A 26,082-nucleotide genomic window follows, 5' to 3' on the forward strand; every position below is an offset into this window, starting at 1 on the left:
CGTGGTAACAGTGGTAGGGGAGGCCGGAGGCGATGGGACTCACCAGTCACAAACTGGTGGCGCTGGTGGCGCTGCTCGCGGTGTTCACGGTGCTCGGCACGCTCTGGGTGTGGCCCAGGCTCGCCGTCCGCAGCTGGCCCGCGATGTTCCTGCGGCTGGGCACCGTCGTGGCGACCCAGCTGACGCTGCTGGCCGCGCTCGGCCTCGCGATCAACGACTACTTCGTGTTCTACAGCAGCTGGTCCGACCTGCTCGGCCACGAGCACGGCGCCGCCGTCATCCAGAGCGCCGGTACGGGCGGCGCCGCCGCCGGCCCGGCCGGGGTGCAGGTGCTCGGCCAGGCGGACGTCACCGGCGCCCCCTCGGTCGGCCGCGACCCGGCCCAGATCGGCCGGCTCGACCGGGTCCGGCTGCCCGGCGGCACCACCGGCCTCAGCACCGACGGCTACGTCTACCTGCCGCCGCAGTACTTCCAGCCCGGCGGCGAGGCGCGGCACTTCCCCGCCGTCCTGGTGCTCACCGGCTTCCCCGGCGACGCCGCCAACCTGGTCGGCAAGCTCCGCTACCCCGCGCACGAGCTCGACCTGTTGAAGCAGGGCGCGATGAAGCCGACCGTCCTGGTGCTGATGCGGCCCTCGCCGTCGATGCCGCGCGACAGCGAGTGCGAGGACGTCCCGAACGGCCCGCAGGCGCAGAGCTACTTCGCCACCGACGTGCCCGCCGACCTGCGCGCCTCCTACCGGGTCCTGACCGGCCCGGGCAGCCTGGGCGTGATCGGCGACTCCACCGGCGGCTACTGCGCCGTCAAGCTCGGCATGGTGCACCCGCAGACCTTCGGCGCCGTGGTCTCGCTGTCCGGCTACTTCAAGGCGGCCGACGACGTGACCACCGGCGACCTCTTCGCCGGCAGCCCGCAGCGCCGCGACGAGGCCGACCTCAACTGGCGCCTGGCGCACCTGCCGGTGCCCGCGCTGTCGGTGCTGCTCGCCGACAGCAAGCAGGACGGCAGCACGTACGCCGACTCCACCGCCTTCGCGGCCGCCGCCCGTCCGCCGCTGACCGTCACCCAGGAGACGGTGGACGCGGGCGGGCACAACTTCACCACCTGGAACCGGCTGCTGCCGCCCTCGCTGAGCTGGCTCAGCGCGCACCTGGCCGATCCGGCGTAGCGGAGGCGGTGTTGGAGGCGGTGTTGGTGCCCGCCGGCTCGGCGCGGTGCTTAGGTGCGGTGGGCGCGCGTCGAGCCGGCGGGGGACTCGGGGTCTCGCTGCTCAGCGGGCGAGCAGCGGCAGCGGGGCGCCGGTGCGGGCGGGCAGTTCGAGGCGGGTCAGCAGCGCGGACGGGGAGACCTCGACGACCCGGCAGCCCGCCCGGTGCCGGCAGTGCCGGGCGACCGAGCCGTGCCGCAGCCGGTCGAGGCGGCGGCGGGTGGCGGTGCCGAGGACGAGCAGGTCCGCCGGGCCGGTGACGGCGCCGACCAGGGCGGGCCCGGGCTCGGCGCGCACCACCAGCGGGTGGATGACCAGGCCGGACGGGAAGCCGCCGTACGCCTGCTCGAAGGCGACGTCGAGGCGCCGCCGGGCGGCGTGCTCCAGCTCGGCGAGCGGGCGCAGCCCGGCCCGCTCGTTCGCCGTCCAGGCGGCGACCGGGACCAGGACGGCCTCCTGCCGGGCGGCCTCGCCGACCGCGTGGTAGAGGGCGGCGAGACTGCTCAGTGATCCGCTCAGGCCGACGATCACCCGGGTCGTTCCGGTCATGGCCGTTCGCCTCCGTCTCCTCGGTACTCCTGGGTACACCGCTCTCCGGATGCCTCCAGTGAACCCCGGAACCCGTCACTCCGTACCGCTCCTGACACCGCCATGACGCCGGTCGTGCACTTCTTGACGGCCTCCTGACAGGGCCGGTCGCCGTCGTCACCCGGCCGGCCTCAGCCGAGCCCCGGCACGAACTGGATCAGCAGGTCGATCGCCTTGATCCCGAGGAAGGGCAGGACGAGCCCGCCGAGCCCGTACACCCGGAGGTTGCGCCGCAGCAGGTCGGTCGCGGAGGCCGGCTGGTAGCGCACGCCGCGCAGGGCGAGCGGGATCAGGGCGACGATGATCAGCGCGTTGAAGATGATCGCGGAGGCGATCGCCGAGGTGGGGCTGTGCAGTTCCATGATGTTGAGGTGGTGCAGCCCGGGGTAGGCGTGGGCGAACATCGCGGGGATGATCGCGAAGAACTTGGCCACGTCGTTGGTGATCGAGAAGGTGGTCAACGCGCCCCGGGTGATGAGGAGTTGCTTGCCGACCCGGATGATGTCGATCAGCTTCGCCGGGTTGGAGTCGAGGTCGACCATGTTGCCGGCCTCCTTGGCGGCCGGGGTGCCGGAGTTCATCGCGACGCCGACGTCGGCCTGGGCGAGCGCGGGGGCGTCGTTGGTGCCGTCCCCGGTCATCGCGACCATGTTCCCGGCGGCCTGTTCGCGCCGCAGGTGGGCCAGCTTGTCCTCGGGGGTGGCCTCGGCGAGGAAGTCGTCGACGCCGGCCTCGGCGGCGATCGCCTTCGCGGTGAGCGCGTTGTCACCGGTGACCATCACCGTGCGGATGCCCATCCGCCGCAGTTCGGCGAAGCGTTCGGCGATGCCCTCCTTGACGACGTCCTTGAGCTCGACGACGCCGAGCGCCCGGGCGCCGTGCCGGTCGTGGACGGCGACCAGCAGCGGGGTGCCGCCGGCCTCGGCGATCCGGTCCACCAGTGGCTTGGCCTCCATCGGCAGCCGGCCGCCGGCTTTCACCACCCAGCGGGCGACGGCGCTCGCGGCGCCCTTGCGGACGAGGCAGGCGGCGCCGTCCGGCCAGCTGAGGTCCACGCCGCTCATCCGGCTGTGCGCGCTGAACGGGACGGGCCGCCGCTCGCCCAGTTCGCCGGGGGCGCGCGGCGGCACCCAGTACTGACGGTGCGTCAGTTCGACGATCGACCGCCCCTCCGGGGTCTCGTCCGCGACGGAGGTCAACTGGGCGGCCTCGGCGAGCTGTTCGGCGGTCGCGCCGGGCAGCGGGTGCAGCGCGACGGCACGGCGGTTGCCGTGGGTGATGGTGCCGGTCTTGTCGAGCAGCAGCACGTCCACGTCCCCGGCGGCCTCCACCGCCCGGCCGGACAGGGCCACGACGTTGCGCTGCACCAGCCGGTCCATCCCGGCGATGCCGATCGCCGACAGCAGCGCGCCGATCGTGGTCGGGATCAGCGCGACCATCAGCGCCACCAGCACGATCGTGGTCTGCGGCGCGTGCGCGTAGATCGCCATCGGCTGGAGGGAGACGACGGAGAGCAGGAAGACGATGGTGAGCGAGGCGAGCAGGATGTTCAGCGCGATCTCGTTCGGCGTCTTCTGCCGGTTCGCGCCCTCGACCAGCGCGATCATCCGGTCCACGAAGCTCTGCCCGGGGCGGGAGGTGACCCGGACGACCAGGTGGTCCGACAGCACCTTGGTGCCGCCGGTGACGCCGGTGCGGTCGCCGCCGGACTCGCGGACGACGGGCGCGGACTCGCCGGTGATCGCCGACTCGTCGACGGTCGCGACGCCCTCGACCACCTCGCCGTCGCGCGGGATCACCTCGCCGGCCGGCACGAGGACGATGTCGTGCAGCATCAACTCCTCGGCGGGCAGCACCTCGTGGCGGTGGTCGCGGGTGCCGACCCGCCAGTGCAGCAGCCGCCGGGCGGTGGTCGCGGACTGGGCCGCGCGCAGCGAGTCGGCCTGGGCCTTGCCCCGGCTCTCGGCGACGGCCTCGGCGAGGTTGGCGAACAGGACGGTCAGCCAGAGCCAGAACGAGATCACCCAGGCGAACACGCTCGGGTGGACGACGGCGGTGATCGTGGTGAGCGCCGAGCCGGTCTCGACCACCAGCATCACCGGGTTGCGCATCATGGCGCGGGGGTGGAGCTTGCGGACGGCGGCGGGCAGTGCCTCGGCGAGCTGGGCGCGGGTGATCAGTGTGCGGCGGCTCCTCGGCGCGGAGGGGCGGTGGCTCTGGCGTGGTGGCTCCGGGGGATTCTGCTGGTCGGGTGTGGTGTCCGGTGTGGTGAGGGCCGAACGGCGCATCGTCTCGGGGACCTTCCGGGCCGCCCCGGATTGCTGGATCGCGGGGCGGCGGGGCTCGGTGGCGGCGGGGGACGGCGCACAGCCCACCACCGGATTCCGGCGCGCCATGCGGGTCTTGACGTGGGCTTGGCGTCCGACCGGCCATCCTTGACAGTTCCCTGACACTGCGCCCGATCGGCTCGAACGCCCGTTCCGGGGGCCTGTCAGGGGAGCGTCAAGGTCCGGGCCCGTCGCGTACGACCTGTGTCAAGGGCGGGGCCGCGCGGCGCGCGGAGGGGTTCCACTGGAGGTGTCCGGCCGTACGGCCAGTCACCCGAAGGGACCTCGCCATGAACGACACCGCCCTCGCCGTCGAACCTCCGCTACTGCCCCGGGTGGTCCGGCTGCTCGACCGACCGGCCCAGCCCGAACCGCCGGTCCGGATCCCCGAGCCCGAGCGCGCGCACGACCGCACCCGCCCGGCGCACTGCCGCATCGCGATGCAGTTCGAAGACTGACCCCGAAGGAGTGCCACCCATGACGCAGCTCGCCGTTCCACCCCTCCCCTGCGGCCTCGCCGACGCGCTCGGCGGCCCCTGGCCCGCCTCGGCCCGGACCGGGCCGGGCGGCGAGGTGCTGGTCGGCGGGGTCGGGCTGGCGGAGGCTGCCGAGCGGTTCGGCACCCCGCTGTACGTGCTGGACGAGGGCGAGGTGCGCGGCCGCGCCCGGGCGTACCGGCGGGCGCTGCCGCACGCGGAGGTGCTGTACGCGGCGAAGGCCTTCCTGTGCAGCGCGATCGCCGACTGGGTCGCGGAGGAGGGCCTGGGGCTGGACGTCTGCTCGGCCGGTGAGCTGTGGCTGGCCGTGTCCGCCGGCTTCCCGGCGCAGCGGATCCTGCTGCACGGCAACGCCAAGTCCCCGGAGGAGCTGCGGCTGGCCCGGCGGCTGCGGGTCGGGCGGATCGTGATCGACGGCCCGGCGGAGATCGCCCGGCTGGCCGCCCTGGTCGCCGCCGACACCCCGCAGAAGGTGCTGGTGCGGGTGGTGCCCGGGATCGCCGCCGGGCACCACGCGGCCGTGCGGACCGGAGTCGGCGGCCAGAAGTTCGGCTTCCCGGTCGAGGGCGGCGACGCGGCCGATGCCATCGCCCGGGTGCTCGACCAGCCGAGCCTCGAACTCGCCGGACTGCACTGCCACTTGGGCTCGCAGATCACCTCGGTCGGGCCGTACCTGGAGGCGGTGGACGCGCTGGTGCGGTTGCTCGCGGAGGTGCGGGAGCGGCACGGCGTCGAACTGCCCGAGCTGGACCTCGGCGGCGGGCACGGCATCAGGTACCTGCCCGGGGACGCGGAGTTCGACCTCGCCGAGTTCGCGGTCCGGGTGACCGACCGGCTGGCCGTGCGGTGTGCCGAGGCCGGCCTGGAGGTGCCCCGGCTGATCGTCGAGCCGGGGCGTGCGCTCGCCGGGCCGGCGGCCGTCGCCGTGTACCGGGTGCTGTCGGTGAAGCACACGGCGGACGGCCGCTGCTTCGTCGCCGTCGACGGCGGCATGAGCGACAACCCGCGCCCGGCGCTGTACGGATCGCCGTACAGCGTCCGGCTGGTGGGACGCCGCTCGGACGCGGGCTCGGCCCGGGTCGACGTGGTCGGCCGGCACTGCGAGGCCGGGGACGTGCTGGTGCGCGACGCGGTGCTCCCGGCCGACCTGCGGCCCGGCGACCTGCTGGCCGTACCCGCGGCGGGGGCGTACCAGCTGTCGATGGCGTCCGGCTACAACCTGGTCGGCCGCCCGGCCGTCGCCGCGGTGAGGGACGGCCGGGCGCGGCTGTTGATCCGGCGGGAGACGGTCGAGGACTTCCGCTTGCGGGAGGTCGGCCGCTGAGGCGCTGCCGTCAACGAGCGATGGTGGAGACGTACTGATCCGACGACAGCTCGTACACCCGCACCCGCCGGCCGGTGGCGGGATGGACGGTCTCGCGGGCCAGGTGCATTCCCAGTTTGGTCATAATCCGCTCGGAGGCGTCGTTTCCCGCCTGGGCGATGCTGACGATCCGCTCCAGTCCGCGCTCCTCGAACCCGAACCGGACGGCGGCCATGGGCGCGACGTCGCTCTCGTGCCAGCGGCGCAGGATCAGACGGGGAGTCCTCAGGGTGACCATCCCGCCATTCTCGCGCACCGCTGTTCAGCGCCCGATCGGGCTATCCGACCGACGGATTAATGGGTGACGCCCTGTCACACATGAGTATTACAGTCTGCCCATGATTCGAATGACTCGTGTGTATCCCGTTGCGATCCTCGGCGTCTCCGCCCTTCTCCTCACGGCCTGCTCCTCCTCGGGCTCCTCCACGTCCTCGGGCTCCTCGTCGTCCGCGACGGCTGCCGCATCGGGCAGCGCCGCGCCCAGTGCTGCCGCATCGAGCGCGGCCGCTTCGGTGCCGGCCGCCGCGCCGACGTCGGCCGCCCCCTCGAAGGCGGCCGGCGGATCGGGCGGCGCGGCTGCCCCGGCAGGTGCGAACACCATCACCATCAGCGGCAGCAACGGCGGGACGTTCCAGTTCGAGGCGCCCAACTGTCTCGGCCAGAAGTCCTCGTCCGGCAACCTGGCCGTGACGGCGACGGGCGGGGCCGACAAGAAGACCGCGCTGGTCATGGGCTTCGACGGCAAGGGGCAGATGAGCCTGCTGCTGACCATCGGCGACGGCGAGGACCCGAAGTCGGCCGTGTGGACGGGCAAGGCCCCGGTCGGTGCGGCGGCCGGCCGCACCGAGGACGCCGTCACGTTCACCGATCTGGCGGTGCAGCAGATGCCGGGCGGCTTCTCGGCCAAGGCCAGCGGTTCCCTGAAGTGCGAGTCCCAGGACGGGCTGCTCTGACCGACCGGAGCCGCGCGAGAAGTCGGCCCGGCCGACTTCTCGCGCCACGCTGTCGGGAGGGACGCGCGGTCAGGCGGGCTGCCAGAGCTCGATGCGGTTGCCCTCGGGATCGGTGACCCAGCCGAACCGGCCGACGCCCGCCAGGTCCTGCGTCTCCTCGGCGACCTCCGCCCCCTTGGCCCGCAGCTGCGCCAGCATCGCATCGAGGTCGCGGACCCGGAAGTTGAGCATGGTCTGCTGGGAGCGGGGCCCGAAGTAGTCGGTGTCGGCGTCGAAGGTCGTGAAGACCATCGGCCCGGGTTCCTGGCGCCACAGGCCGTACTCGTCGGCGTCCAGGCCCAGGCAGTCGCGGTACCACGCGTTCAGGGCCGCCGGGTCGGCGGCCCGCAGGAAGTACCCACCGATTCCACGCACGCGTTCCATGCGGCCATCCTGTCAGGGCAGCGGGCGTTCGTGGGCGACCACGGCGGACTTCCGCAGCCGGGTGTCGTACGCCGTCCAGCAGTCCGAGACCTCGATGCCCACCTCGGCGCCGCAGCCGGCGCACACCAGGTTCGGCCCGTCCGCGCCGTCGCGGCGGCAACATCCGTACAGCCGGGCCGTGTTCGGATGCGGCCCCATGCCCACGGCGTCCGCCGGGTGGATGACCCAGTCGAGCTCCGAGGAGACGCGGGGGTTGTACGGCTCCGGGTCGGCGGCGAACCGGCCCTGCGGCACGTGCGACGGGCCGTACGTGTAGTGGGCGCGCCCCTTGATCCGGGGCAGCGGCTGCCACGCCTGCTGCTCCACGGAGTTGGACAGGGGCCTGGCGCACTGCCGGCAACGGAAGACGGTTCCTGTCGACACCCTGACGAATCCCCCAGTTGATCGCCCGCTCACGTCCCGCCATTCAAGCACGCGCCGGGTGGCGACGGCCGGGTGCGACCGTCCGGGCCCCGGCCGCTCGCCACCGGGGGTAGCGGCTACCGGTCCGGCCGGTACCGGAGGCCGTCGAGGATCAGGTCGAGGAGGCGGCCGGCCCGGTCCCGCTGGGCGGCGGAGTCGGTGACCAGGGAGACGCCGGCGAGGCTGAGGCCGAGGTCGATGGGCTCGACGTCCGAGCGCAGCAGGCCGGCCTCGGCCCCGGCGCGCAGCAGGGAGCCGATCGCCGCGCTCAACTTGTCGAGGGATTCGGCGAAGGGGTCCGCGCCGGAGGCGACCGCGGCCCGCAGGGCGTCCGCCATGCCCTGCTTGGCGGCCAGGTAGCCGATGAACCGGTCCATCCACAGGCGCAGCGCCCGGTCCGGCGGGAGCTCGGCGAGCAGTTCGGCGGCGCTGTCGCAGACGCGGGCGAGCTCGTTGCGGTAGGCCGCCTCGACCAGTGCCTCGCGGGTGGGGAAGTGCCGGTAGAGCGTGGCCGAGCCGACGCCGGCGGCCTTGGCGATCGTGTCGATCGGGACGTCCGCGCCCTTCTCGGCGAAGGCGCGGACGGCTGCTTCGAGGATCCGCTCGCGGTTGCGGCGGGCATCGGCGCGCAACATGCTCGGCTGGGTGGTCACGGCTGTTCCCTTCGTCCGGAGGCCAGTCTACCTGGACAACCGGGGAGTTCTCCGGTTAGCGTGGCAGCTAAGTGGGGAGTTCCCCGGTTGTTGGGTTCCGGCGCTCCGTTCCATGCGTATCGAAAGACAGGGAGACCCCTGATGACCAGCGAGAAGACCGTTCTGATCACCGGCACGTCCTCCGGCATCGGCCTGGCCGTCGCCGTGGCCGCCGCCCAGGCCGGCTGGACCTCCGTCGCCACCATGCGCGACACCGCCAAGGCCGGGGCCCTGCTCAAGGCCGCCGCCGAACTCGGCGTCACCGACCGCATCCGGGTCAAGCGCCTGGACGTGGCCGAAGCCGACAGCATCGCCGCCTGCCTGGACGAGGTGATCACCGAGCACGGCCGGCTCGACGCCCTGGTCAACAACGCCGGAGCCGCCCGGGTCGGCACCCTCGAACAGTTGAGCCTCGACGACGTGCGCGCCGCGATGGAGGTCAACTTCTTCGGCGTCGTCGCCGCCACCCGCGCCGCCCTGCCGCACCTGCGGGCCTCCGGGGGCCGGGTGATCACCGTCACCAGCGTGGGCGGCGCGGTCGGCCAGCCCTTCAACGAGGCCTACTGCGCGGCCAAGTTCGCCGTCGAGGGCTTCATGGAGTCGCTGGCCCCCGTCGCGGCCACCGTCGGCGTGGACGTCACCGTGGTCGAACCGGGCGCGGTGGACAGCGAGTTCGTCGCCAACGCCGGGCTGGACATCCCCACCCTGCTCGCGGCGGCCGGGCCGTACGCGCCGGCCCTGCAGGCGTACCTCGCCCGCACCCAGCAGTCCTTCGGCAACGCCCAGACGCCGGCCGAGGCCGCGGCCCCGATCATCGAGGCGCTGACCGCGGACCGGCCCGCCTTCCGGGTCCAGACCTCGGCGTGGGCCCGGGAGTTCGTCGCCACCTCGCTCGCCGACCTCGACGGCTCCGCCGTCCAGTCGCTCACCCGCGACTGGGTCCGCTGACCGGGCGCCGCCGCGGGCCCGGGGCCCCCGCGTCGGCCGGCCGCGCGCCGAAGAACCGGCCCTGCTCGCAGAGTTCGTCGACGAGCGCGTTCTCCTCGGGCGTCAGCTGCTCGTCGAGGGCGACGCCGAGGAGCTGACGGGCCCGGGCCAACCGGCGGGCCACGTCCCAGTCGGCGACGAACTCGCCGACCGTGCGCGCGTCGGCCGTGCCGGCGGCCTGGCGGGAGCCGAGCCGGTCGAGGGAGACCACGAACTCGTTCAGGTCGCGCAGGATCGACACGAGCTGGTCGAGGGGGAGGCGGATCTCCCGAGCGGGCAGGTCGTTCGCGGGCAGGTCGTTCATGCGGCGGCTTCCACTCCGGAGCGTGCTGGAAACGGGCGCCGCGTGGGAAGTCGGCCCGGCCGACTTCCCACGCGGGGGCGGGGGCTACTCGTAGCGCAGGCCCGCGGGCGTGATCCGGCGCCACAGCGCCGGCAGGCTCAGCGCGGTGATCAGCAGCACCGCGGCCGCGCCCGCGCCGGTCATCAGGGCGATGTCGCCCCAGACGAAGGTGATCGGCAGCTTGACCAGGAAGAGCAGCGCGGCGCCCAGGGCCAGGCCGGAGGCCACGGCGAGGGCCAGGCCGAGCACGACCGGGACGAGGCTCTGGCAGAGCAGCGCGCCGGCCAGCGTGCGGGTGCGGGTGCCGAAGGCGGTGAGCACCGCCAGGGTGCGCCTGCGCTCGCGCAGTTGCTCCAGCAGGCCGACCAGCATGCTGGCGCCGATCAGGGTGAGGATCGCCACCGTCCCGGCCGTCAGGGCGCTGCGCACGCCCAGGAAGCGGGCGTCCGGCTGCCCGTTCGCGGGGTTGTGCACGCTGCTGGTCGGACTGATCAGCGCCGCGTTGGAGCGGATGCGGTCCTCGGCGTCCGGCGTGCCGGGCACCGGGTGCACCTCGACCATGGCCGCCTGGGAGTGCAGCAGCTCGGCCGGGAGCACGGACGGCGTGACCAGCACGACGTCCAGGTAGTGCGCGCGGCCGCCCTCCGGGGACCGCTGGACCGTGGCGCGGGAGGCCGGCAGCTGCCAGGTGCTCTCCGGCCGGCCGAGGGGCTGCAGCGTGACCGGTCCGCCGGCCGCGAGCGGGCTGCCGCCGGCCTGGCCGGACGACAGGCCGACGGCCGTGAACACGTCCCCGTCCGCGCACTGGGTGACGCGGTGGACGGCCGTCAGGGTGGCGCAGTCGGCCACCCGGATGGTGAACGGCCGGTCGCCGGCGGTGGCGTAGACCTCGGTGTAGCCGACCGCGTCGGCGACCCCGGGGCTGCGGCGTAGCTGGTCGGCGAGCTGCCCGGAGCGGTCCCCGGCCGCGTCGAAGTGGACGGACAGCGGGGCGCGGTCCTGGAGGGCGAGTTCGGCGGGGGTGGCGCTGCGGGCGGTGGCGAGCGAGCCGAGCAGGGTCTGCAGGGCGATCGTGCCGGCCACCGTCACGACGATGCCGGTCACCGGCCGGGCGGCGCTCTCCGGGCTGAACCGCAGCCGGCCGAGCGCCAGTTGCCAGGCCGGCGGCCCGCTGACCCGGCGCAGTGCGCGGGAGGCCAGGGCGACCAGCGGCGGCAGCAGCAGGGTGGCGCCGATCAGCAGCAGGAGCAGGCAGCCGACCAGGACGACCAGGGCCTCGTTGTCGCCGAGTGAGGTGAGCTTGCCGCGCTGGGTGAAGAGCAGGGTGAAGCCGAGCGCGGGCAGCGGCACCCGCCACCAGACGGCCCGCCGCCCTGCCCCGGTGCCGCGCAGCACGCCGAGCGGCTCGGCGGCGAGCCGGCGCATGGTCAGCATGGTGACGGCGACGGCCAGCAGCGGGACGGCGACGAGCACCAGGGCGGCCAGCAGCGGCTGCGGTTGCAGGTCGTCGGCGAAGACGCTGAGCCCGGCGATCTTCACGTGTTCGACCAGCGGGCGGCCGGCCAGGAAGAGGGCGGCGCCCAGCCCCAGGCCCACGAGCGCGCCGGCCAGTGATTCGCCGGCCGAGATCCGCGCGGTGGTGGCGCGGTCGGCGCCGGTCAGCCGTAGCGCGGCCAGCCGCCGGTCGCGGGCCTCGCTGCCGAACCGGGCGGCCGCGGCGACGAACACGGCCACCGGGCTGAGCAGGATCACCACGCCGACCACGGTGAGCAGCGTGAGGACGGGGTCGACCGGCTTGGGCGGCAGCTCGTCCTCGAAGTGGTCGATCCGCAGGGTCGACGGGTCGGCGTCGCTCAGCCGGTCGCTGCCCAGGTAGAAGGCGTAGTCGCCGGGGCCGGCCAGGCCGGCGGGGCCGATCGTGCCGGTGACGGGCTGGGGGTAGCGCTCGCGCAGCAGGGCCGCGTCGGGGGAGCGCAGCAGCTCGGCCAGGGCCGGGGAGACGGCGAGCGTGTTGGGCGCCGGGTAGGCGCTCAGGCCGGGCGGCAGCGGGGAGTCGGGCCCTTCGGGCTGCACGATCCGGCCGAAGAACTCCTCGCCGCGGTAGACGCCGCGGGCGTCGTGGATCAGCAGGCTGTGGTCGGAGCGCGGTGCGATGTCGGCGGAGACGACGGCGCCGCTCTGGATGCGCAGCTTGTCGTCGCGGTGCTCGCGCACGGTGGGGAAGGAGGCGGCGAGCAGCAGGGTGGCCACGCCGAGGCCGACGCCGATCGCGGTCAGCGCGGTGCGCAGCCGGCTGTCCCGGCCGCCGGTGAACGCCAGGCGCAGGCCGAGCAGCAGGTCGGTGGCGAAGCGGGAGATCGGGCGGGAGTGCGGGCGGTCCGTCATCGGCCCCGCCCGGGCTCGCGGGTGCGGCCGTCCTGCACGACGACCTCGCGGTCCGCGTAGGCGGCCACCCGCATGTCGTGGGTGACCAGCAGCACGGCCGCGCCGGACTCCCGGGCGGCGGTCACCAGCAGCGCCATCACCCGCTCGCTGTTCAGCGAGTCGAGCGCGCCGGTGGGCTCGTCGGCGAAGACCACCGCGGGCCCGGTGACCAGCGCACGGGCGATCGCGGCCCGCTGGCCCTGGCCGCCGGACAGCTCGCCGGGCCGCTTGTCGGCCAGGTCGGCGACGTCCAGCCGGTCCAGCCACTCCCGGGCCCGCTCCTCGGCGGGGCGCCGGCGCATGCCGTTCAGCCGCAGCGGGAGCGCCGTGTTCTCCAGGCAGGAGAGTTCGGGCACCAGCTGGCCGAACTGGAACACGAAGCCGAAGTCGGCCCGGCGCAGCGCGCTGCGGGCGCTGTCGGAGAGGCCGGCCAGGTCCTGGCCGCGGTAGCTGACGGTGCCGGCGTCGGGCCGGATCAGGCCGGCCAGGCAGTGCAGCAGGGTGGACTTGCCGGAGCCGGAGGCGCCCAGCACGGCGACGAGTTCGCCGGGGCCGATCTCCAGGGAGGCGCCGTCGAGGGCCTGGGTGAGGCCGAAGCCCTTCCGTACGTCGGTGGCGGCGAGCAGCGCGCCCTCGGCGCGCGGGTCGGCGCCGGCGTCGGGAGCGGCGGCGGTGATGGGGGCGGTGGACATCAGGCGCGCACCTTCCCGGCCAGTTCGTCGAGGCGGGACGCGGTCAGCTCCAGCCAGCGCAGGTCGGCGTCCAGGTGGATCAGCGCGTGGTCGCAGAGCAGCTGGTCGGCCAGGTCGCCGGCCAGCTTGCGGCGGGTCAGTTCGCGCATGTGGCGCAGGTGCTCGGCGCGCTGGGTCTCCAGCACCTCCCGGGCCGGGCGGCCGGTCATCAGGGCCAGCACCACCTTGGTGTAGAGGGTGCTCTGCAGGTAGGAGGCGGGGCTCTCGGGCTCGGTCAGCCAGCGGCTGACGTCGGTGATCCCGGCCTCGGTGATCACGTACCGCTTGCGCTCGGGGCCCTCGCCCTGCTCGGTGCCGCAGGCCTCGACCAGGCCGTTCTTCAGCAGCCGGGAGAGCGTCGCGTAGACCTGGCCGTAGGGGAGCGCACGGGCCCGGCCGAAGCGCTCGTCGTAGGCGCGTTTGAGGTCGTAGCCGTGGCGCGGACCGGGCTCCAGGAGCCCCAGGATGGTGTGACCGAGTGACATGCGAGTGACTATACATAAGGTGTATACATCGAGTGCACAGCCGGGCGGCCTCGGCTGATGCGGGCTCAGGGCGCTCTGCCCCGGCGTCAGAGGAGGCTGTGGCCGAAGGAGGTGAGGCCGTGCCGGACGTGTCGGCCGCGGCGTTCGGTGGTGATGGCGCCCGCTTCCCGCAGGGCGGTCGCATGGGCCGAGGCGGTCGGTGCGGAGACGGTCAGCCGGACGGCCAACTCGGCGGTGCTGCACGGGCCTTGGGCGACCGCCCGGAGTGCGCGGGCCCGGGCGGGGCCGAGCAGCGCGGTGAGGCCGTCCGCGCTGCGGGCGGGGTGGACGCCGCTCGGGTACAGCAGGGCGGGTTGGCGGTCGTCGCAGAGCGGGACGGCGACGCCGGAGAGGAAGAGGTTCGGGCGCAGTTGCAGCCCGCGACCGCCGAGGTCGTACCTGAGCTGCCACTCCGGGGTGACGTAGCGCAGGACGCCCTCGTCGTGCCAGGTCAGGTCCGGGTGGAGCTGCGACAGCATCGTGCCGAGACCCGCCTCGGCGATGGTGCGCGTGCGCGCGGCGACGTCGGCCCGCAGGGCGCGCTGGATCTCCGGCCAGTCCGGCGCGAGGCAGGACCGGAACAGCACCCAGGCGGCGTCGGCGACCCGGCGCAGGTGGTGCGGGCCGTCGTCGCGCAGCTCGGTGATGATGCGGGGGAGCCGGGGCCCGGTGCCGTAGAACTCCATCGCCCCGTTGATCTCGGCCTCGGGGACGGCGAGCATGGCGTCGAGCTCGTCGGTGAGGGACAGGCCGGCGGCCGCCGCGTCGCCGCCGAGGAACAGCGGCACGCCGAGCGGGCTCGCGTTCACCAGGTCGATGAACGGTGCCGCGCGGCCGGGCACGTGGCCGCGCACCCGGCGCCACCAGTCCTCGCGGTGCAGGGAGTCGCGGCTGCAGTGGTGCTGCGGGCCGGCCACCCCGCCCAGCACGTGGTCCAGAGGGGAGACCGCGAACCGGACGCGCGCCAGGTCAGCGATTCCGAAACCGATTTCGAGCACGGTCGATGGTGTCATGTCCGTGCTGGGCCCACCGCGATCGGGTGCCGGGCCCTCGGGTGGGAACGGACGGAGGCCATACTCGACGGATGAAGCTCGCGGAGGTGCTGACGGAGTTCGGGGTGGCGGGCGGCGTCGTGGGACTGCGGCCGCTGGGGAGCCTGGCGGACGCGGTGGCCGGGCTCGGCCCGCCCGGGAGGGGTGGCCCCCTGTTCGACGGGAAGGCCTGGCCGCAGTGGTTCATGTTCGGGGACGCGACGATCGAGGTCTGCGGCTGCGAGCTGATCAACGCGGTCTCGATGCGCACCTGGTACGAGGAGGTCCGGGTGCCGGGGGTGCGGCCCGGGGAGCTCCACATCCTGCCGGCGGCGGTCGGGTTCGGGGAGTTGGAGCGGGCGCTGGCCGGCGTCGGCGTCGGCTGGCGCAGGATCCGGGAGAGCGAGGACGCGTTCGCGATGGAGGTCGAGCCGGCGGGAAGGCCCGAGTTGACGGTCGTGTTCACCTTCACCACGGACGAGGGCGAGCCCCAAGGGCTGCTCTACTCCGTGCACGCCCGCGAACACGTCCACGCGTGCCCGTCCGGCACGAGCGCGTAGCGGCGGGCCCGTTCGGGTGAACCGTCCGCCGGTTGCTTCGTCCGCGGTCGGTCGACCGGCAAGCTAAGCCGCGCGATTCGTCTCTCCGTAGCAGTTTTCTGGCGAAAGGGCCGGCCGATGACGCGTGCGCTGATCGTGGTGGATGTACAACGGGACTTCTGTGAGGGCGGGAACGTCCCGGTCGGCGGCGGCGCCGATCGGGCGCGTGCGATCGCCGAGCTGATCCAGGGCCCCGAGCGCGGGAGTTGGACACGGGTGATCGCCACCCGCGACCATCACATCGACCCCGGCGACCACTTCTCCAAGCACCCCGACTTCGACCACTCCTTCCCGGTGCACTGCGTGGCGGGCAGCGACGGCAGCGAGTTTCACTCGGCCTTCGCGCCCGCCGTCGCGGCCGGGGCCGTCGACGAGGTGTTCTTCAAGGGCGCCCACTCCGCCTCCAAGAGCGGCTTCGAGGGCTTCTCCGAGGACGGCACCCCGCTCGCCGACTGGCTGCACGACCGGGGCGTGGACGCCGTGGACGTGGTCGGCATCGCCACCGACCACTGCGTGAAGGCCACCGCCCTGGACGCCGTACGGGCCGGCTTCGCCACCCGGGTCCTGCTCGACTACACGGCGGGCGTGGCGCCGCACACCACGGCCGCCGCGATCACCGAACTGACAGAAGCCGGAGTCGAGTTGGCGGGCTCGCCGGTGGTGAAGGCGAACGCCTGAGCGGTCACCCGTCGAAGCGGGACCAGCTGAACCCGTGTGCGAGCAGCGGCGTCAACGCGGCGCGGTGAAGTGCACCGAAGGTGACGACCGCCTCGTGCTCGTCGCTGCTGACCATCGCGAGCAGCCCGGGCGCGACGTGGAACCGCGCGGCGCTGTACGCCGGCAGGAACGGGCTCAGCGGGACGGGCCGCAGCGGCCGCAGCAGCGGGTCGAGCCGTGCGAGCGGCGCGCTCTGCGCCCAGGCCTGGTAGGGCGCGCCGTTCAGCGCCTCGTAGAGCGTGAACTGGAGCAGGAAGCGGCTCAGCGGCTCGGCCTCGACGCTCGTCTCGGGCTCGTCGTACGGATCCTCGGTGTGCCACACCCGGGGGTCGGCCTTGCCCGGGCCCTCCGGCGGCCACGGGACGGACCAGTCCATCCCGCCGCCGAGCCACTCGGCGAACACCAGCCGGCCGCCCAGCGGTCCGGAGGCCCGGCGGGGCCGTTCCAGCATCGGGTCCCGGAAGCGCAGCAGCGCCGGGCGCCGTCGGGCCAGGTGGTGGTAGGCGGCCAACGCCTGGGGCAGGCCGTCGAGTTCGGGCTCCGGGCCGGGCGCGTGCTCGGCCGGGAACCAGCCGAGGGCGAAGGCCTCCAGGGCCTGGAGCGGCTGCACCTCCACCTGGTCCACCCACTCCACCCCGGGGACCGGCCCGGGCGCGGGGACCGGCCGTACGAGGTCCAACAGCTCGCGGTGGAGCGGCTGTTCGAAGCGCAGCTCGACGCCCCGCGCGTCGGCGGGCGCGGACGCGGCCCGGGCGGCGATCGCCGTGCCGAGTGGCAGGCAGCCGCCGTCGAGGCGGGCGAAGACCCGGACCGGCCACTGGGCGGGGTGGACGAGCCGCAGGTGGAGGGCCGGTACGGCGGCGCCGGGCAGCAGGACGCTGGTGTCGTTCTGCACGCCGCTGACCCCGGGGCGGTCCCCGGCCTCGACGACGACGACGGTGGCGTCCGGTCCCGTCGCGAGCACGGCAGGGCCCAGCTCGTACCGCTGGAATCCGGGGCCGGCGTCGGTGAGCGCGGCCGCCTCGGTGATCAGGGACGGGAGCGTCTGTGTCATGGCGAGCAGCCTAGCGATCCGTCACCTCCGCCGGGGCGGCGATCAACTCGCTGACCGGCCGGGGCGGTTCCTTCCGTCGCGCGCCCCGTGAGGCGCCCGTGACGCGCCCCGCGCCGGGTAGCGCGCCGGGTGACGCGCGGGGTGCCGCGCCGGGTAACGGAAGGGTTGCGGAGGCGGTCCCTCCCGTACGCGGGTCTTGACGGCGCGGGGAGACCGGGCGTTTGCTGTGACCCGCTCGTTCGAGCCTGTTTGGTTCTGGTTTGTTTTGTGTGTTTGAACGTTCAAATCGCGGTCAATCAACTCCCAGGCGCCCCGCCACCCCCTCGCACCTCGCCCGCCCGCGCCGCCCCACCGAGAGGAATGCAATGTCACACCTTTCTCGTCGCGACCTGCTCCGCGCCTCCGGAGCCGGCCTGCTGGCCCTGGCCGCCGGCGGCGCCCTCGCGGCCTGCGACTCCGCCTCGGGCGGCGCCTCCGGCGGGGACGCCGACACCGGCACCGTCACCGTCTGGTCCTGGGCCACGGCCGCCCTCGCCCTGCGCGGGGTCGTCCCGGCCTTCGAGAAGGACAACCCGGGGATCAAGGTCGACGTCCAGGACATCGGCAACCCGGCCATCTGGGACAAGATCACCGTGGGCCTCGCGGCCGGCGGCCAGGGCCTCGGTGACGTGCTGCACATCGGTTGCGACTACCTGCCCGGCTACCTGGAGAAGTTCCCCGGCGGCCTCGCCGACCTCTCCGCCTTCGGCGCCGACGCGCACCGCGACAAGTTCGCCAAGGGCCTGTGGCCGGTCGTCACCGGCAAGGACGGCCACGCCTACGCGCTGCCCTGGGAGGCCAACCCGCTCGGCTTCTTCTACCGCAAGGACTGCTTCGACAAGGCCGGGATCGACCCCACGACCTTCGCCACCTGGGACGACCTGATCGCCGTCGCCGACCGCTTCAAGGCCGCCAACCCCGGCATCTCCCTCCTCGGCATCAACAAGGCCGCCAACCCCGACCCCGACCTGGACTTCGTGCAGAACCTCATGCAGCTCCAGGGCGCCTTCTACTTCGACCTCCAGGGGAAGATCACCCTCGGCTCCGAGCCGGCCGCCCGCGCCCTGACCGTCCTCAAGCGCCTGGACGACACCGGACTGGTCGCCGACGCCCCCGGCGCCCACGGCTGGGCCGACCTGATGAAGACCGGCAAGCTCGCCGTCGCCCCGATGCCCTCCTGGGCCGCGCACTACCTGGAGGCCAAGTTCGCCGACCAGAGCGGCACCTGGCGCCTCACCAAGCCCCCGGCCGTCACCCCGGGCGGCAAGCGCGCCGCCCTCGTCAACTCCACCCACCTGGCCGTCGCCGCCTCCAGCCCGCGCCGCCGCGCCGCCTGGAAGTTCGTCGAGTACGCGCTCACCCGCCCCGCCTCCGTCAACAGCATGTTCACCGCCGGCGGCGTCTTCCCCGCCCTCACCACGGCCTACGCCGACCCGATGTACGCCGCGCCCAGCGCCTACTACGGCGGCCAGTCCGTCCTGAAGACCTTCGCCGACCTCGCCACCGACGGCGGCGACGCCACCAACTTCACCGGCGACTACGCCCGCGCCCTCAAACTCGCCAGCGACGCCCAGACCAAGGTGTTCCTCAAGGGCGCCGACCCGGCCGCCGTCCTCCGGGACGCCGCCAAGCAGCTCGCCCAGCAGACCGGACGCACCATCGCATGACCGCCGTCACCACGCCCGTGAACACGCCCGCCGCCCCGCCCGGCACCCCGCCCGCGAAGGCGCGCACCCGGGCCCGCCGCGGCCCCCGGTGGCGCCGCACCGCCCTGCCGTACCTGCTGCTCGCCCCGGCCCTGGTCACCTTCGGCGTGTTCAAGGCCTACCCGATCGTCGACTCGCTGCTGCTCTCCTTCACCACCGGCAACGGCTCCGCCGGCCACGCCGACGGCCTCGCCAACTACCGCCGCCTGCTGGACGACCCGCTGTTCTGGACGGCGCTGCGCAACACCGGCGAGATGCTGGTCGTGCAGGTCCCGCTGATGCTGGCGCTCGCCCTGCTGATGGCCGTCGCCATCAACTCCGCCCTGGTGCGCTGGCGCACGGTCTGGCGGCTCGGCATCTTCATGCCCGCCGTCACCGGACTCGTCGCCACCGGCGTGATGTTCTCCTTCCTGCTCCGCACCGAGGACGGCGCCGTCAACCGGCTGCTGGAGGCGGTCGGCCTGCCCGCCGTCGACTGGCTCGGCCAGCCGTTCTGGGCCCGGATGTCCGTCGTCCTCGTCCTCAGCTGGCACTACACCGGCTACAACGCCGTCATCTACCTCGCCGGGCTGCAGTCCATCCCCCGGGAGCTGTACGAGGCCGCGATGGTCGACGGCGCCGGGGCGGTCCGCCGCTTCACCGCGATCACCGTCCCCGCGCTGCGCCCGCTGCTGCTCTTCACGGTCGTGCTGTCCACCATCGGCACGCTCCAACTCTTCGACGAGCCGTACGTGTTGACCGGCGGCGGCCCCGACAACGCGACCCTGACCGTCTCCATGTACCTGTACCAGAACGGCTTCCGCTACTTCGACTTCGGCTACGCCTCCGCCATCGCCTACGCGCTCACCCTGCTGGTGTCGGTGCTCGGCGCGGTCCAGATGCGCCTGATGGGGGAACGCGACCGATGAGACTCAGCACACTGCGCGGCTGGCCGCTGACCTTCCTGCTGGCCGCCGTCACCGGCCTGTCGATCGCCCCGTTCACCTGGATGCTGCTCTCCACCACGCGCAAGGACACCGAGATCTTCGACTGGCCGCCGAGCCCGGTGCCCGGCGACAGCCTCGGCGACAACCTGCACCGGCTCGACCGGCGGATCGGACTGCTCCGCGTCCTCGGCAACTCCCTCCTGGTGGCGGGCGTCCAGACCGTCGGCGCGCTCGTCGTCGCCCTGCTCGCCGGGTACGCCTTCGCCAAGTTCCGCTTCCGCGGCCGGACCCTGCTGTTCGGGGTGCTGCTCTCCACCCTCGTGGTGCCCGAACAGGTCATGCTGGTACCGCTGTTCAAGATGATGATGAACTTCGGCCTGCTCGACACCTACCAGGCCCTCATCCTGCCCGGCCTGTGCGTGCCGTTCGCGATCTTCCTGATGCGCCAGTCGCTGAGCGGCCTGCCGGACGAACTCCTGGACGCCGCCCGGGTCGACGGCGCGGGCGAGTTCCGGGTGCTGTGGAGCGTCGTCGTCCCGGTCATGCGGCCGGTGCTGGCCGCGCTCGCCATCTTCCTCTTCCTGGGCTCGTGGAACCAGTTCGTCTGGCCGCTGGTCGCCCTGCGCAGCCCCGAGATGCACACCCTGCCGGTCGCCCTGGCGACCCTGCAGGGCAACCAGAACACCACCGACTACGGCGCGATCCTCGCCGGCACCGCGCTGTCCACCCTGCCGATGATGGTCCTCTTCCTGGTCCTCCAGCGGCAGTTCATCTCCGGCCTGCTGGCCGGCGCGACGAAAGGCTGAGCATGACCGACATCTGGGAGCCGCACGCCCCCGCCCCCGCCGGCGGCCTGCGCCCGCTGCCCGTACCGGAGTTGGCGCTGCTGGTGAGCGGGCGGGCCACCGCGCGCACGGTCGCGGACGGCGTGGTCGAGGTGACCGTCGAGGGCGTCGGCGAGGTGCGGATCGAATGGCGGCTGCCCTGCGTCGACGCCACCGCCCTGTGGACGCCCGAACCGCGCGGCACCGGCTGGCTGCCCGCCGCCTGGAGTGCCCCGCGCCGCACCGGCCTGGCCGCCGGCGCCCCGATCGCCGCGCTGATCGGCACCGGCGACGTCGCCCTGTGCGCCTTCGCCGCCGAGCGGCCCGACGTCCTGGCCGGGGCCGGAGTCGTCGAGGAGACCGGCGAGTTCCGCTTCTGGGCCCAGGCCGCCGGCCGGCTCACCGTCCGGATCGACACCTCCCGCCGGCACTTCGCCCACTGCCTCGCCGACCTCGCCGCCTGGTGGGGCGAGGGCCGCACCGCCGACATCCCCGACGCGGCCCGCCGCCCCGCCTACTCCACCTGGTACGCCATGCACCAGGACGTCACCCCCGAACGCGTCGAGACCCAGGCCGCGCTCGGCAAGCGACTCGGCCTGGACGTCGTCATCGTGGACGACGGCTGGATGACCGCTGACCGCACCCGCGGCTACGCCCACTGCGGCGACTGGGAACCCGTCTCGCTGCCCGACACGGCCGGGCACGTGCGCCGCGTGCACGAACTCGGCGTGCGCTACCTGCTCTGGTACGCACTGCCGTTCATCGGCGAGGACAGCGCCGCCTTCCACGAGCTGGGCCGCTACGCCCTCGCCGAGGTGCCGCACCTCGGCGCGATCGTCGCCGACCCGCGCCACCCCGAGGTCCGCGACTTCCTCACCGACCGGCTCGCCCGCGCCGTCGAGGAGTGGGGCATGGACGGCCTCAAGGTCGACTTCGTCGACTGGTTCTCCCGGGCCGACGCGCCACCGGCGGGCCCCGGGGCGGACTGCGCGAGCGTCGACGAGGGCGTGGAACGCCTCCTCGCCGCCATCCGCCGCCGGATCACCGCCGCCAACCCCGAGGCGATGGTCGAGCACCGCCAGCCGTACGTCAGCCCGGGCCTGTGGCCGTACGTCACCATGGTCCGCGCCACCGACTGCCCGCTCAGCCCGCAGGAGAACCGGCAGCGGACCGTCGACCTGCGGCTCGCCGCCGGGCCCGTCCCGGTCCACTCCGACATGCTGATGTGGCACCCGGCCGAGCCGCCCGAGCAGATCGCCTGCCACCTCATCAACGTGCTGTTCGCCGTCCCCCAGGTGTCCGTCGACCTCGCCGCGCAGAGCGACGCCCAGCGCGAGGCGCTCGCCTTCTGGCTCGGCGTCTTCCGCACGCACCTCGCCACCCTGCAGCTCGGCGAGCTGCGCCCGGCCCGGCCCGACCTCGGCTACCCGCTGGTCACCGCGCTCGGCGACGGCACGCGCGCGGTCGCCCGGTACGCGGCACTGCCGGTGGACGCCTCCGGCGACGGCTGGCACACCCTGCTGGTCGCCAACGCCGACGCCGACCCGGACGTCCGGCTGACGGGCGGCAGCGGGACGGCCGCCGTCACCGTGCAGGACGCCCGGGGGCGTATCGTCCGGCAGGGCGAGGTCGAACTCGGCGGGGCGGACGTGATCGGAGTGCCGCGCGGCGGACTGCTGACCCTGCGCCGCCGTTGACCCACCCGGGGGAGGACCCGATGCCCGAGCGAGCCCACCCGCCGCGCCGTGGCGCCGCCACCATCGAGGAGGTCGCCCGGGCCGCCGGGGTCTCCCGGCAGACCGTGTCCAACGCGCTCAACGCCCCGCACCGGGTCCACCCGGAGACCCTGGCCCGGGTGACCGCGGCGATCCGCGAACTCGGCTACCGGCCGGACCAGTCGGCCCGCTCGCTGCGCAGCGGCGCCCGGCACGCCCTCGGCTACCTCGCCCCGGTGGACGACCCCTTCGACCCCAACCCGCTGATGGCCGGCTTCCTGGAGGCCCTGGTCGACGCGGCCGGGGAGCAGGGCCAGCGGGTGCTGCTCTTCCGGCCCGTCCCGCCGAGGGCCGATCCGCGGTCGGCCGTCGACGAACTGGTGGCCGCCCGCCAGGTCGACGGGCTGGTGCTGGCCGACGTGCTGGCGGAGGACGCCCGGATCAGGCACGTCGCCGGGCTCGGGCTGCCGTTCGTCGCCTTCGGCCGCACCGGGCCGGCGGAGCCGCAGCACTGGGTGGACATCGCCAACGACGCGGCGATGGCCGCCGTGGTGCGCCACCTCGCGGCGCTCGGCCACCGGCGGATCGGCTACCTCGGGGCCGACGAGGAGCTGCCGTGGATGGCGGCCCGCCGGGCGGGCTTCCTGGCGCAGGCACGGCGGTCGGGGGTGTCGGCGGTGACCGTCGACCGGCCGGAGCCCGGGCCGGCCGCGGTCGCCGCCGTACGGGCGCTGCTGCGCGGCCCCGACCGGCCGACCGCCGTCGCGGCGGGCAGCGACCTGCTGGCGCTGGACGCGTACGAGGCCGTCCGGGCGGAGGGGCTGGCGGTCGGGCCGCACGGGGTCGCCGTCACCGGCTTCCACGACACTCCGCTCTGCCGCCACCTGCACCCGGCGCTGACCTCGGTGCGGCTGCCGCTGCGGGCGATCGCCGGCGCACTGGTCGGGCGGCTGCTCGGGCAGGTGCGGGGGGAGGCGGCACCGGCGACGGGGACGGAGCTGGCCGCCGAGCTGGTGGTCCGGGGGAGCAGCGGCTGACCCGGCCGCCCGGCGGGTCGGGTCGGCCCGGGGCCCTGATCGACCCTGGAACCCCCGGCTCGCACCGCCGTAGAGTGGGGGACATGTTCTCCGCAGCAGTCCTGTCGCCGCCCGTCCGCTGAGGCGGGTCGCCGGCGCCACCGGCGCGCGGGCGGGCCGACACAGGCCGGCCTGACGCGCTGATCGGTCGTACCCGCAGACGCGAGACCACGACCGATCTGCTCCGTCTGGAGAACCCTTCCGTGTCGAAAGCCACTCCTGTCATCATCACCCCTGCCCCCGCGGCGCCGCGCTCCGTGCGCCGCGGCCTCGCCTGCCTGGCGTTCGCGGGGCTCACCTGGGGCACCACCGGGGCCGCCGTGGACGTCGTCTACCGGTCCAGCGACTTCGGGCCCGCGGCCGTCTCGTTCTGGCGCTTCCTGGCCGGCGTCGCCCTGCTGCTCGCCGCCCGGGCCCTGCGCCCGGCCCGTCCCGCCGCCAGGGCCCGGCAGCCGCTGCGCCGGCGGGTGCCGCTGTTCGCGGGCACCGGCCTCGCGGCCGCCGAGTCGCGGCTGGGCAGCGGGAGTTGACGAGGCGCCGAGCCCGGGCGACCGGGCTCGGCGCCGTCAATCCCTTACGCCCGGTGGGCGGCCGGGCGCTCCGGGGAGGCCTCCGCGAGCGCCCGGGTGACGGCCTCGACGCCCTCGCGCAGCCCGTACACCGGGGTGCCCGGCTGCTGGCGCCACGAGTCGTCGATCCCGCCGGCGTCCACCGAGTCGAAGCCCAACTCGTCGATCAGCGCCCGCACCACGCGCTTGGCCGCCTCGTCGTCCCCCGCGACCGGCAGGGCCAGGCGCTCCGGGTCGCCCGCGGGGCGGGGACGGTCCAGGAGGTCCTGCGCGTAGGTGCCGTTGAACGCCTTCACCACCGGGTGGCCCAGGTGCTGTTCCGTCCAGCGGCTCTCCGTCAGGCCGCCGTCCTCGATCGCGTCGATCCGGCCGTCCCGCTCACGGGGGTAGTAGTTGCCGGTGTCGATCACCACCGCCCCCTCGGCCGCCCCGTCGAACAGCCCGGCGGGCAGCCCCGGGACCGCCTTCAACGGCACCGTCACCACCACGACCTCCGCGCCCCGCGCGGCTTCCGTCGCGGGCACCGCCGTCGCGCCCGTCTCCTCCACCAGCGCCTTCAGCGACTCCGGCCCGCGCGAGTTCGCCACCGCGACCTGGTGCCCGAGCGCGGTCAGCCGCCGGGTCAGGTTGCCGCCGATGTTGCCCGCGCCGATGATGCCGATCTTCATGGGAAACCCCTCGTCTGCGAGTGGTGCACGCTCTACGCAAGGCGCCAACCGGCCGGCGGGCGGTTCTGTTCCCGCCCCGGCGGCGTGCTGGAATGGCGTCCACCATGAACGCACTTGCCGAGCTCGTCCAGGGACTCCCCGCCGCATTCGCCGCCGCGCCGCGGCCGGGGCGGATCGACGCCTGCTGCTGCCGGGAGGCCGTCGTCGGTGCGCTCCTGCGAGTGCCCAGGGAACGGCTCGGGCCGGACGAGCTCGGGGTGTACGGGGCCTCCGTGCTGAACACCGTGGGCGGGCCGGAGGACCTGCGGTACTTCGCGCCGAGGCTGCTCCAGCTCTCGCTCTCCGGTGAACTCGCTTACCCCGAGCTGGAGTTGATCTGCCACAAGCTCGCCCGGGCGGGCTGGCGGGACTGGCCCGAGGCGGCGTACCTGCGGCGGCTGTTCGACGCCCTGTGGGCGGAGGTGCTGGCCTCCGCCGACGAGCGGCGGGACGCCGACGCGGTGCTCTGCGCGCTGGCCGCCGCCGAGGGGTGCGTCGATCGGCGGCTGGCCGCGTGGGAGCGGCTGGAGAGCCCGAGCGCCGTCGCGCGGCTGTACGGGCTCGTGACGGCGACCGGGCTGGAGCCGCGGAACGGGTACTGGTGGAAGGACGGCCCCGCGTACCGGGCGTTCGCCGCCTGGCTGCGCGGGGACGGGCTCCGCGCAGCCGTCGCGGAGGCCGTCGGCCGGACGGACGACGAGCTCGTCCTGGAGCGGCTGTTCGTCCTGCACGACGCCCTGGCGGGTGCGGCGTGAGCTACTCGAAGCGGGTGGGGTCGCCGGCGCCGTAGCGGATGATCTCGGGCTCGCCGGAGGAGAAGTCGACGACGGTGGTGGGTTCGGTGCCGCAGTCGCCCGAGTCGACGACGGCGTCCAGGACGTGGTCGAGCCGTTCCTTGATCTCCCAGCCCTGGGTCATCGGCTCGTCCTCGTCGGGGAGGACCAGGGTGCTGGAGAGCAGCGGTTCGCCGAGGGCGGCGAGCAGGGCGCGGGTGACGGTGTGGTCGGGGATGCGGACGCCCACGGTCTTCTTCTTCGGGTGCATCAGGCGGCGGGGCACCTCCTTGGTGGCGGGGAGGATGAAGGTGTAGCTGCCCGGGGTCGCGGCCTTGACGGCGCGGAAGACGTTGTTGTCGAGCTGGACGAACTGCCCCAGCTGCGCGAAGTTCTCGCAGACCAGGGTGAAGTGGTGGCGCTCGTCGAGGCGCCGGATCGAGCGGATCCGGTCGAGGCCTTCGCGGTTGTCGAGCCGGCAGCCGAGGGCGAAGCAGGAGTCGGTCGGGTACGCGATGAGGGAGCCGGAGCGGAGGCTGTCGGCCACGGTGCTGATGGTGCGCGGCTGGGGGGACTCGGGGTGCACGTCGAAGTACTTGGCCATTGGCCGACCCTACGGGATCCGGGCCGCCGGCGGGCGCTGCCCGGCCCGGGCGGGTCCTTCCCCGCCCGGGCCGGACAGTGAGGTCAGTCGAGGTCGTCGCCGAAGTCGGGCCGCAGGCCCATGGCGAACTGGATCTCGTCGTTGCTGGTGCCGGCCGCGACCATCGGCCAGACCATGGCGTCCTGGTGGACGATGAAGTCGATGACGACCGGGCGGTCGT

The 26,082-nt window shown here is 74.1% G+C and carries 29 protein-coding genes; 14 read left to right on the plus strand and 15 right to left on the minus strand.

Features of this window, described 5'->3' with window-relative positions:
• The first annotated feature begins 32 nt into the window (after window positions 1-32).
• Window positions 33-1,169 carry an alpha/beta hydrolase gene (locus tag VM95_RS05855; RefSeq protein ID WP_045692951.1) on the plus strand — a complete coding sequence of 379 codons (1,137 nt, stop codon included), beginning with the start codon at window positions 33-35 and terminating at the stop codon, window positions 1,167-1,169.
• Window positions 1,170-1,271: 102 nt separating this feature from the next.
• Here the strand turns inward: VM95_RS05855 and VM95_RS05860 are convergent, their stop codons facing one another.
• The gene (locus tag VM95_RS05860) at window positions 1,272-1,757 is read right to left on the minus strand and encodes a universal stress protein (RefSeq protein WP_045692952.1); all 486 of its coding nucleotides are present in this window, start codon (window positions 1,755-1,757) and stop codon (window positions 1,272-1,274) included.
• A 170-nt stretch (window positions 1,758-1,927) separates the two neighbouring features.
• Window positions 1,928-4,084 (minus strand): potassium-transporting ATPase subunit KdpB, encoded by a 2,157-nt coding sequence (gene kdpB, locus VM95_RS05865; RefSeq protein ID WP_045692997.1) that lies wholly within the window; start codon window positions 4,082-4,084, stop codon window positions 1,928-1,930.
• Between the two features lie 329 nt (window positions 4,085-4,413).
• Between kdpB and VM95_RS42285 the strand changes: the two genes are divergently transcribed.
• Together VM95_RS42285 and lysA are read left to right on the plus strand one after the other, a co-directional pair.
• A complete protein-coding gene (locus VM95_RS42285) occupies window positions 4,414-4,581 on the plus strand; it encodes a hypothetical protein (protein WP_157881997.1) in 168 nt (55 codons plus the stop codon).
• A gap of 19 nt (window positions 4,582-4,600) precedes the next feature.
• On the plus strand, window positions 4,601-5,944 hold the full coding sequence (gene lysA / locus VM95_RS05870) for a diaminopimelate decarboxylase (protein ID WP_045692953.1): 1,344 nt from the start codon (window positions 4,601-4,603) through the stop codon (window positions 5,942-5,944).
• A 10-nt stretch (window positions 5,945-5,954) separates the two neighbouring features.
• On the opposite strand, the gene VM95_RS05875 is transcribed toward lysA, so the two are convergent.
• Entirely contained in the window at window positions 5,955-6,221 is a 267-nt protein-coding gene (locus VM95_RS05875; protein ID WP_045692954.1) for a GNAT family N-acetyltransferase, read from the minus strand.
• Window positions 6,222-6,308: 87 nt separating this feature from the next.
• A complete protein-coding gene (locus VM95_RS41250; RefSeq protein ID WP_167352895.1) occupies window positions 6,309-6,602 on the minus strand; it encodes a hypothetical protein in 294 nt (97 codons plus the stop codon).
• A gap of 67 nt (window positions 6,603-6,669) precedes the next feature.
• Here VM95_RS41250 and VM95_RS05885 point away from each other — a divergent pair, with 67 nt between their 5' ends.
• Window positions 6,670-6,936, plus strand: coding sequence for a hypothetical protein (locus VM95_RS05885; RefSeq protein WP_078859629.1), 267 nt, complete (start codon window positions 6,670-6,672; stop codon window positions 6,934-6,936).
• Window positions 6,937-7,005: 69 nt separating this feature from the next.
• Here VM95_RS05885 and VM95_RS05890 read toward each other — a convergent pair whose 3' ends face one another.
• The 3 genes from VM95_RS05890 to VM95_RS05900 all read right to left on the minus strand — a co-directional run bounded on the left by VM95_RS05890 (window position 7,006) and on the right by VM95_RS05900 (window position 8,474).
• Entirely contained in the window at window positions 7,006-7,359 is a 354-nt protein-coding gene (locus VM95_RS05890) for a VOC family protein (protein WP_045692957.1), read from the minus strand.
• A 12-nt stretch (window positions 7,360-7,371) separates the two neighbouring features.
• Entirely contained in the window at window positions 7,372-7,782 is a 411-nt protein-coding gene (locus tag VM95_RS05895) for a hypothetical protein (protein WP_157881999.1), read from the minus strand.
• Window positions 7,783-7,898: 116 nt separating this feature from the next.
• Entirely contained in the window at window positions 7,899-8,474 is a 576-nt protein-coding gene (locus VM95_RS05900) for a TetR/AcrR family transcriptional regulator (RefSeq protein WP_078859630.1), read from the minus strand.
• 141 nt (window positions 8,475-8,615) lie between these two features.
• Between VM95_RS05900 and VM95_RS05905 the strand changes: the two genes are divergently transcribed.
• A complete protein-coding gene (locus VM95_RS05905; RefSeq protein WP_045692959.1) occupies window positions 8,616-9,461 on the plus strand; it encodes an SDR family NAD(P)-dependent oxidoreductase in 846 nt (281 codons plus the stop codon).
• Here VM95_RS05905 and VM95_RS05910 read toward each other — a convergent pair.
• The 5 genes from VM95_RS05910 to VM95_RS38565 form a co-directional block, all read right to left on the minus strand.
• Complete coding sequence (locus tag VM95_RS05910; protein ID WP_052707167.1) at window positions 9,439-9,804, minus strand: hypothetical protein; 366 nt, start codon at window positions 9,802-9,804, stop codon at window positions 9,439-9,441. The genes VM95_RS05905 and VM95_RS05910 overlap by 23 nt on opposite strands.
• A gap of 84 nt (window positions 9,805-9,888) precedes the next feature.
• A complete protein-coding gene (locus tag VM95_RS05915) occupies window positions 9,889-12,228 on the minus strand; it encodes an FtsX-like permease family protein (RefSeq protein WP_045692960.1) in 2,340 nt (779 codons plus the stop codon).
• Entirely contained in the window at window positions 12,225-12,959 is a 735-nt protein-coding gene (locus VM95_RS05920) for an ABC transporter ATP-binding protein (RefSeq protein WP_045692961.1), read from the minus strand. The genes VM95_RS05915 and VM95_RS05920 overlap by 4 nt, the downstream gene beginning before the upstream one ends.
• Entirely contained in the window at window positions 12,959-13,483 is a 525-nt protein-coding gene (locus VM95_RS05925; RefSeq protein ID WP_045692962.1) for a PadR family transcriptional regulator, read from the minus strand. Before VM95_RS05925 ends, VM95_RS05920 begins: the two co-directional genes overlap by 1 nt.
• Window positions 13,484-13,569: 86 nt before the next feature.
• Window positions 13,570-14,520, minus strand: coding sequence for an ArsR/SmtB family transcription factor (locus VM95_RS38565; RefSeq protein ID WP_052707168.1), 951 nt, complete (start codon window positions 14,518-14,520; stop codon window positions 13,570-13,572).
• Between the two features lie 86 nt (window positions 14,521-14,606).
• Here VM95_RS38565 and VM95_RS38570 point away from each other — a divergent pair, with 86 nt between their 5' ends.
• Together VM95_RS38570 and VM95_RS05940 are read left to right on the plus strand one after the other, a co-directional pair.
• On the plus strand, window positions 14,607-15,113 hold the full coding sequence (locus VM95_RS38570; RefSeq protein WP_052707169.1) for a hypothetical protein: 507 nt from the start codon (window positions 14,607-14,609) through the stop codon (window positions 15,111-15,113).
• Window positions 15,114-15,230: 117 nt separating this feature from the next.
• A complete protein-coding gene (locus VM95_RS05940; protein ID WP_045692963.1) occupies window positions 15,231-15,830 on the plus strand; it encodes an isochorismatase family protein in 600 nt (199 codons plus the stop codon).
• A gap of 4 nt (window positions 15,831-15,834) precedes the next feature.
• Here the strand turns inward: VM95_RS05940 and VM95_RS05945 are convergent, their stop codons facing one another.
• Window positions 15,835-16,923 carry a hypothetical protein gene (locus VM95_RS05945; protein WP_045692964.1) on the minus strand — a complete coding sequence of 363 codons (1,089 nt, stop codon included), beginning with the start codon at window positions 16,921-16,923 and terminating at the stop codon, window positions 15,835-15,837.
• A 365-nt stretch (window positions 16,924-17,288) separates the two neighbouring features.
• Here VM95_RS05945 and VM95_RS05950 point away from each other — a divergent pair, with 365 nt between their 5' ends.
• The 6 genes from VM95_RS05950 (at window position 17,289) to VM95_RS45430 (ending at window position 23,739) form a co-directional block, all read left to right on the plus strand.
• A complete protein-coding gene (locus VM95_RS05950) occupies window positions 17,289-18,629 on the plus strand; it encodes an ABC transporter substrate-binding protein (protein ID WP_045692965.1) in 1,341 nt (446 codons plus the stop codon).
• Window positions 18,626-19,576, plus strand: coding sequence for a carbohydrate ABC transporter permease (locus tag VM95_RS05955; RefSeq protein ID WP_045692966.1), 951 nt, complete (start codon window positions 18,626-18,628; stop codon window positions 19,574-19,576). Before VM95_RS05950 ends, VM95_RS05955 begins: the two co-directional genes overlap by 4 nt.
• On the plus strand, window positions 19,573-20,400 hold the full coding sequence (locus VM95_RS05960) for a carbohydrate ABC transporter permease (protein ID WP_045692967.1): 828 nt from the start codon (window positions 19,573-19,575) through the stop codon (window positions 20,398-20,400). Before VM95_RS05955 ends, VM95_RS05960 begins: the two co-directional genes overlap by 4 nt.
• Before the next feature lie 2 nt (window positions 20,401-20,402).
• Window positions 20,403-22,115 carry a glycoside hydrolase family 36 protein gene (locus VM95_RS05965; RefSeq protein ID WP_045692968.1) on the plus strand — a complete coding sequence of 571 codons (1,713 nt, stop codon included), beginning with the start codon at window positions 20,403-20,405 and terminating at the stop codon, window positions 22,113-22,115.
• Between the two features lie 20 nt (window positions 22,116-22,135).
• The gene (locus VM95_RS05970) at window positions 22,136-23,170 is read left to right on the plus strand and encodes a LacI family DNA-binding transcriptional regulator (RefSeq protein ID WP_045692969.1); all 1,035 of its coding nucleotides are present in this window, start codon (window positions 22,136-22,138) and stop codon (window positions 23,168-23,170) included.
• 242 nt (window positions 23,171-23,412) lie between these two features.
• The gene (locus VM95_RS45430) at window positions 23,413-23,739 is read left to right on the plus strand and encodes a hypothetical protein (RefSeq protein ID WP_208615411.1); all 327 of its coding nucleotides are present in this window, start codon (window positions 23,413-23,415) and stop codon (window positions 23,737-23,739) included.
• 44 nt (window positions 23,740-23,783) lie between these two features.
• On the opposite strand, the gene VM95_RS05980 is transcribed toward VM95_RS45430, so the two are convergent.
• Entirely contained in the window at window positions 23,784-24,446 is a 663-nt protein-coding gene (locus VM95_RS05980) for an NADPH-dependent F420 reductase (RefSeq protein WP_045692971.1), read from the minus strand.
• 104 nt (window positions 24,447-24,550) lie between these two features.
• Here VM95_RS05980 and VM95_RS05985 point away from each other — a divergent pair, with 104 nt between their 5' ends.
• Window positions 24,551-25,240 (plus strand): hypothetical protein, encoded by a 690-nt coding sequence (locus VM95_RS05985; RefSeq protein ID WP_045692972.1) that lies wholly within the window; start codon window positions 24,551-24,553, stop codon window positions 25,238-25,240.
• A 1-nt stretch (window position 25,241) separates the two neighbouring features.
• Here VM95_RS05985 and VM95_RS05990 read toward each other — a convergent pair whose 3' ends face one another.
• On the minus strand, window positions 25,242-25,862 hold the full coding sequence (locus VM95_RS05990; RefSeq protein ID WP_045692973.1) for an L-threonylcarbamoyladenylate synthase: 621 nt from the start codon (window positions 25,860-25,862) through the stop codon (window positions 25,242-25,244).
• Window positions 25,863-26,082 lie beyond the last annotated feature (220 nt).

It is taken from the genome of Streptomyces rubellomurinus (genome assembly GCF_000961885.1).
Lineage (GTDB): Bacteria > Actinomycetota > Actinomycetes > Streptomycetales > Streptomycetaceae > Kitasatospora > Kitasatospora rubellomurina.

What these genes read in the sequence shown, in the direction of transcription:
- VM95_RS05890 (WP_045692957.1), bottom strand. Translation starts at nt 7,359, where the DNA reads ATGGAACGCGTGCGTGGAATCGGTGGGTACTTCCTGCGGGCCGCCGAC.
- VM95_RS38570 (WP_052707169.1), top strand. Translation starts at nt 14,607, where the DNA reads ATGAAGCTCGCGGAGGTGCTGACGGAGTTCGGGGTGGCGGGCGGCGTC.
- VM95_RS05940 (WP_045692963.1), top strand. Translation starts at nt 15,231, where the DNA reads ATGACGCGTGCGCTGATCGTGGTGGATGTACAACGGGACTTCTGTGAG.
- VM95_RS05955 (WP_045692966.1), top strand. Translation starts at nt 18,626, where the DNA reads ATGACCGCCGTCACCACGCCCGTGAACACGCCCGCCGCCCCGCCCGGC.
- VM95_RS05910 (WP_052707167.1), bottom strand. Translation starts at nt 9,804, where the DNA reads ATGAACGACCTGCCCGCGAACGACCTGCCCGCTCGGGAGATCCGCCTC.
- lysA (WP_045692953.1), top strand. Translation starts at nt 4,601, where the DNA reads ATGACGCAGCTCGCCGTTCCACCCCTCCCCTGCGGCCTCGCCGACGCG.
- kdpB (WP_045692997.1), bottom strand. Translation starts at nt 4,084, where the DNA reads ATGCGCCGTTCGGCCCTCACCACACCGGACACCACACCCGACCAGCAG.
- VM95_RS42285 (WP_157881997.1), top strand. Translation starts at nt 4,414, where the DNA reads ATGAACGACACCGCCCTCGCCGTCGAACCTCCGCTACTGCCCCGGGTG.
- VM95_RS05970 (WP_045692969.1), top strand. Translation starts at nt 22,136, where the DNA reads ATGCCCGAGCGAGCCCACCCGCCGCGCCGTGGCGCCGCCACCATCGAG.
- VM95_RS05875 (WP_045692954.1), bottom strand. Translation starts at nt 6,221, where the DNA reads ATGGTCACCCTGAGGACTCCCCGTCTGATCCTGCGCCGCTGGCACGAG.
- VM95_RS05985 (WP_045692972.1), top strand. Translation starts at nt 24,551, where the DNA reads ATGAACGCACTTGCCGAGCTCGTCCAGGGACTCCCCGCCGCATTCGCC.
- VM95_RS05925 (WP_045692962.1), bottom strand. Translation starts at nt 13,483, where the DNA reads ATGTCACTCGGTCACACCATCCTGGGGCTCCTGGAGCCCGGTCCGCGC.
- VM95_RS05855 (WP_045692951.1), top strand. Translation starts at nt 33, where the DNA reads ATGGGACTCACCAGTCACAAACTGGTGGCGCTGGTGGCGCTGCTCGCG.
- VM95_RS05945 (WP_045692964.1), bottom strand. Translation starts at nt 16,923, where the DNA reads ATGACACAGACGCTCCCGTCCCTGATCACCGAGGCGGCCGCGCTCACC.
- VM95_RS05920 (WP_045692961.1), bottom strand. Translation starts at nt 12,959, where the DNA reads ATGTCCACCGCCCCCATCACCGCCGCCGCTCCCGACGCCGGCGCCGAC.
- VM95_RS05915 (WP_045692960.1), bottom strand. Translation starts at nt 12,228, where the DNA reads ATGACGGACCGCCCGCACTCCCGCCCGATCTCCCGCTTCGCCACCGAC.
- VM95_RS05905 (WP_045692959.1), top strand. Translation starts at nt 8,616, where the DNA reads ATGACCAGCGAGAAGACCGTTCTGATCACCGGCACGTCCTCCGGCATC.
- VM95_RS05990 (WP_045692973.1), bottom strand. Translation starts at nt 25,862, where the DNA reads ATGGCCAAGTACTTCGACGTGCACCCCGAGTCCCCCCAGCCGCGCACC.
- VM95_RS05965 (WP_045692968.1), top strand. Translation starts at nt 20,403, where the DNA reads ATGACCGACATCTGGGAGCCGCACGCCCCCGCCCCCGCCGGCGGCCTG.
- VM95_RS05960 (WP_045692967.1), top strand. Translation starts at nt 19,573, where the DNA reads ATGAGACTCAGCACACTGCGCGGCTGGCCGCTGACCTTCCTGCTGGCC.
- VM95_RS05980 (WP_045692971.1), bottom strand. Translation starts at nt 24,446, where the DNA reads ATGAAGATCGGCATCATCGGCGCGGGCAACATCGGCGGCAACCTGACC.
- VM95_RS05860 (WP_045692952.1), bottom strand. Translation starts at nt 1,757, where the DNA reads ATGACCGGAACGACCCGGGTGATCGTCGGCCTGAGCGGATCACTGAGC.
- VM95_RS05950 (WP_045692965.1), top strand. Translation starts at nt 17,289, where the DNA reads ATGTCACACCTTTCTCGTCGCGACCTGCTCCGCGCCTCCGGAGCCGGC.